Origin of the sequence: Marinicella pacifica (assembly GCF_014636635.1) — a bacterium.
Taxonomy (GTDB): domain Bacteria; phylum Pseudomonadota; class Gammaproteobacteria; order Xanthomonadales; family Marinicellaceae; genus Marinicella; species Marinicella pacifica.
Window position 1 is genome coordinate 1 of the sequence record NZ_BMEO01000029.1, and the last position, 3,249, is coordinate 3,249.

The 3,249-nt window shown below is 46.1% G+C and carries 2 protein-coding genes; both read left to right on the plus strand.

Annotation, left to right across the window (positions count from 1 at the left end; all coding sequences use genetic code 11):
- Positions 1 to 47 precede the first annotated feature (47 nt).
- Positions 48 to 926 (plus strand): hypothetical protein, encoded by an 879-nt coding sequence (locus IEV16_RS13200; protein ID WP_188366193.1) that lies wholly within the window; start codon positions 48 to 50, stop codon positions 924 to 926.
- 421 nt (positions 927 to 1,347) lie between these two features.
- Entirely contained in the window at positions 1,348 to 3,123 is a 1,776-nt protein-coding gene (locus tag IEV16_RS13205; RefSeq protein ID WP_188366194.1) for a S8 family serine peptidase, read from the plus strand.
- The last annotated feature ends 126 nt before the right edge of the window (positions 3,124 to 3,249 follow it).

A 3,249-nucleotide genomic window follows, 5' to 3' on the forward strand; every position in this document is an offset into this window, starting at 1 on the left:
GATTAACTACCTCGAAAACAGAAATATTAACAACCTAAAAATCAAAATTGCCTAAATGCACCACGGGTAAATTAAGTATTTTTTTAACTTTATTGTTGGTGTCCGGTTTAACGCTGGCACAGTCAGCAGAAACCACAACCAATGCCGTTACCGATAATCAAAACACCGCTTTGCCAAGTGGTGGCAACAGCCTTCAATTGGCCTCCGGTGCGGTATTGTATGATAACGGGCCATTGGTCAATAGCCCGGGCACCGGTGTCGGTGGTTTGGATGAAAGTGTACTTCAGGGTAATTTGGGTATGACCACTTTGGGCTTTGGTCATCAATTCGCAAACAGTAATCGGATTGCGGATGATTTTACCGTACCGGCCGGTGGCTGGACGATTAATCAGATTGAGTTTTTTGCCTATCAATCATTTGAAACTGCCTCTACCATCACCGCTGTCAATTTGCAAATTTGGGATGGTCCTCCCGGCCAGACCGGTAGTAATGTGGTTTTTGGTGACACCAGCACCAATCGCATGAGTCAAACAGCCCCAGCGAATATTTTACGCGTGACTGACTCCACAACAGGTGGTAATACCGACCGTCAAATTGCGGTGAGTGTGGTCGATGTGTACACCACATTACCTGCCGGTACCTATTGGTTAGACTGGCAAAGTGACGGTTCCGGTGGATCAGGTCCCTGGGCACCACCCATCACCATCACCGGATCTACCACGACGGGCAATGGTTTGCAGTCAACCGACGGTGGGGTGACTTACGCTAATGCTGATGATGGCGGCACACTAACGCAACAAGGCTTTCCGTTTATTATTTATGGCCCACAACCTGAAGCGGCACCCGTACCCACCATGACCATCTTGGGTGTGATGGGTTTAATGTTATTGCTGGTCTTCTTCGGTAGAAAATATATCCGTCAGTAAATAACAATTGTTTAAAACTAAAAAAGCCGCCGTAGTGCGGCTTTTTTTACGGCTCACTTTTAGCAACATTGCCCCCAGTTATCACGGTAATCCAACATTTTTTAGACGTCCGCAGGGGGCAATCACCAGGTGGAGATTGTAAATTCAATCGGCAGAGCAGATCCCGCCGGAAGCCGCACAATGCTTATCTGTCAACAGCTAAACCATCTAAAAAATAGAAAACCCCAGTGTTTGCGGCCACTGATGGTGAATTGTTGTTGATGTTCTGTATTTTTGTAAATCTTCTGTGATAGAATCTTTGCGGTTCAAGCACCAATAACAACAATAAAGCGCGATTGATTGTATCTGTTAATAACAATACTGATTTTTTACCCCTTCAATTAGCCTGGTTCTAATTGAACAATATTATTGAGGAATAACAATGAAACCAAAGAAATTATTATTGGCCGGCAGCATTGCTCTGGCTTTGAGTGGAGCCAGTTTTGCTGAAACGTCTGATTTGAAAAGTGGCCAGATTAAAGCCGACAGCAGTCAAACACACAATTCCGTTCAGGCCTATTATGTTCAATATAAGCCCGGAACCAAATCACAACTTCAGGCTGCCATTCAACAAGCGTCTTCACGCGCGCAATCTATTGAAATTGCGCACGACTTAGACCGATTGAATACGGTGGTCGTGATGTTGCCCAAAAGTGAAATAGCAACAATCAGTGCGCAATCCAATGTTACTCTGGTGGAAGCGGTACCGCAACATCAAATGATGGCGCAGGTAACGCCATGGAATGTGGATCAGTTTCAGGCCAGAGACATTTGGGACAAAAACCGCGATGGTTTGGTGGACCCCGGTGCAGCAGATGGATCAGGATTTAAAGTTTGTATTATCGACAGTGGCTTTTATGCAGTCCATGATGACTTGAAGGACATTAATGTTACCGGTATATCCTATGTCCCGGGTGAAGCGTATACGGAAGATGGTGGTTCACACGGTACCCATGTGGCCGGCACCATTAATGCTGTGAATAACACCGAAGGCGTGGTGGGTGTCATGCCGGGTGCTGCAGATTATCATATTGTGAAAGTTTTCAACAATTCCGGCACATGGGGGTCAACCGCAAGTTTAGCGGCGGCCGCTGAAGAATGTCGTGATGAAGGTGCCCATGTGATTAATATGAGCTTAGGCGGTGGTTACAGTTCGTTTGAGGATAATACTTTTCAGGACTTATATGATAATTACAATATTATCAGTGTCGCAGCGGCCGGTAATGACGGTAATACCGCCAACAGTTATCCGGCCAATTATGATTCTGTGATAGCTGTGGGTGGTTTGAATTCCACTGAAGGCATGTATAACAGCAGTCAACATCCACCCACCGGTTATGATCCCAATAACCCACCGGCCAATGTGGAATGGGATGTGGTTGAATTAGCCGGTGGCGGTGAACAGGTCTTGAGTACCGTGTCGAATCTGAATGGTGGTGTGCCTATTTTCGAAGTCACCAATAATGGACAGACCTATTCAGGCGTTAAAATTGCCGAAACCGCCAATGGTGATGTCACTCAAATTTTAGTGGAAGGCGGATTATGTGGGGTTACTGACATTAATGCTTCTTGGAACGGTAGTGTGGTTTTATGTGAACGGGGTACGCATAGTTTTGCTGAAAAAATGAACAATGTTGCTGATAATGGTGGCCTGGCGGTGGTGTTGTTTAATAATGAGCCGGGTTCAATAAGCGGAACCTGTTTTGGTGGCTGTACCAGCGGTGCGACCATTCCGAGTGTCACTATTCTACAAAGTGAAGGTTTGTTTCTTAGAAATAATGCCTTGGGTACTTCAACTCGGGTTCTTTCTGATGACGGCAGTGGCTGTGTCGGTTGTGTCGGCGGTTATGATTACTTCAGTGGAACTTCAATGGCCACACCGGGTGTGTCCGGCGCCCTTTCACTGATTTGGAATGCCTGTGGCGGTCCGACTCAATTAACCAACAAACAGGTCCGTCAACTGGCACGGGATTCAGCCAAAGATTTATCCGGTGTTTATGATCCGACCAACACCCCATATGGTGCCGGCTGGGATCCTTATACCGGCTGGGGCTTACCACAAATCCGTAAAGCTGTTTTAATGGGTTATGGCCAATATGGTGCCACCTGTGACATCACCGGGTTGGACTTAATTTTTGAAGACGGCTTTGATATGTAAAACTGTTTAGCATTGTATTAACCTTTGAAACCCTCACTCCGGTGAGGGTTTTCAGACTGCTGACAAAGTCCCCACTTTTGAGTGGGGATTTTTTATAATAGCAGTATGCTAAAAGATCACCCCCCC

Excerpts from the sequence above, each read along its gene's own strand:
- IEV16_RS13205 (WP_188366194.1), top strand. The coding sequence starts at position 1,348 with ATGAAACCAAAGAAATTATTATTGGCCGGCAGCATTGCTCTGGCTTTG.